Genomic DNA, 1,067 nt, shown 5'->3' with positions numbered 1-1,067 from the left:
TGAATTATGAAGGTAAAGACTACGTTTTAGAAAATCCAATTAAAGCTGACTTTGCGTTAATTAAAGCGCATAAGGGCGATCGCTGGGGGAACTTGGTGTACCGTAAATCTGCACGTAACTTTGGTCCAATTATGGCCATGGCAGCAGATATCACCATCGCACAAGTATCAGAAGTCGTGGAACTCGGTGCCTTAGATCCTGAACACATCATCACCGCTGGGATCTTTGTACAACACGTTGTACAAGTTCAACCTGCGCAGTAATTTGAGATTGGAGAAATAAAATGAGTTATCAAAAATTAACCCGTGATCAAATTGCTGAACGTGTTGCACAAGATATTCCTGATGGTGCTTATGTCAACCTTGGGATTGGTTTACCAACTAAAATCTCGAGCTATTTACCTGCTGACAAAGATGTCTTTTTACATTCTGAAAATGGTTTATTGGCCTTTGGTCCACCCCCTGCGGAAGAAGACCGTGACCCTGAGTTAATTAACGCCGGTAAAGAGTTTGTAACCCTGCTAGAAGGCGGAGCTTTCTTCCATCATGGTGATTCATTTGCAATGATGCGTGGTGGTCATTTAGACATCGCAGTCTTGGGTGCTTTCCAAGTCGCTGAAAATGGTGATCTTGCAAACTGGCATACCGGTGCACCTGATGCCATCCCTGCTGTGGGTGGTGCAATGGACTTAGCCGTGGGTGCGAAAAAAGTCTTTATTACCACCGATCATGTGACGAAAAAAGGCGAGCCTAAAATCGTTGCTGAGCTGACTTATCCTGCGACAGGTTTGAAATGTGTGGACCGCATTTATACGGACCTTTGTGTGATTGATGTGACGGCAGATGGCATGAAAGTCATTGAGAAAGTTGAAGGCTTATCTTTTGAAGAGCTTCAATCGATGACGGGTGCCAAACTCATTGATGCCACTCAGGCTTAAGACTGGTTTTAGGATCTTACACTATGAAAAACGCATACATCATTGATGCCATCCGTACGCCTTTTGGTCGTTATGCCGGTGGTTTAGCCCCTGTCCGTGCGGATGACTTAGGTGCAGTGCCATTAAAAGC

At 44.7% G+C, this 1,067-nt stretch carries 2 protein-coding genes and 1 pseudogene; all 3 read left to right on the top strand.

Features of this window, described 5'->3' with window-relative positions; all coding sequences use genetic code 11:
- On the top strand, window positions 1-263 hold a 263-nt coding region (locus tag AC1M9P_RS14605), incomplete at its 5' end, for a 3-oxoacid CoA-transferase subunit A (protein WP_481588086.1).
- 20 nt (window positions 264-283) lie between these two features.
- Window positions 284-937, top strand: a complete 654-nt coding sequence (locus AC1M9P_RS14600; RefSeq protein ID WP_180028014.1) for a 3-oxoacid CoA-transferase subunit B — start codon at window positions 284-286, stop codon at window positions 935-937.
- A gap of 23 nt (window positions 938-960) precedes the next feature.
- Window positions 961-1,067: pseudogene (locus tag AC1M9P_RS14595) on the top strand (thiolase family protein); the annotation flags it as partial.

Source organism: Acinetobacter sp. 25-47-122 (assembly GCF_056779695.1).
The sequence above is the reverse complement of the archived record's forward strand: the minus strand, read 5'-3'. Positions and strand labels throughout refer to the sequence as shown.

What these genes read in the sequence shown, in the direction of transcription:
- AC1M9P_RS14600 (WP_180028014.1), top strand. Translation starts at nt 284, where the DNA reads ATGAGTTATCAAAAATTAACCCGTGATCAAATTGCTGAACGTGTTGCA.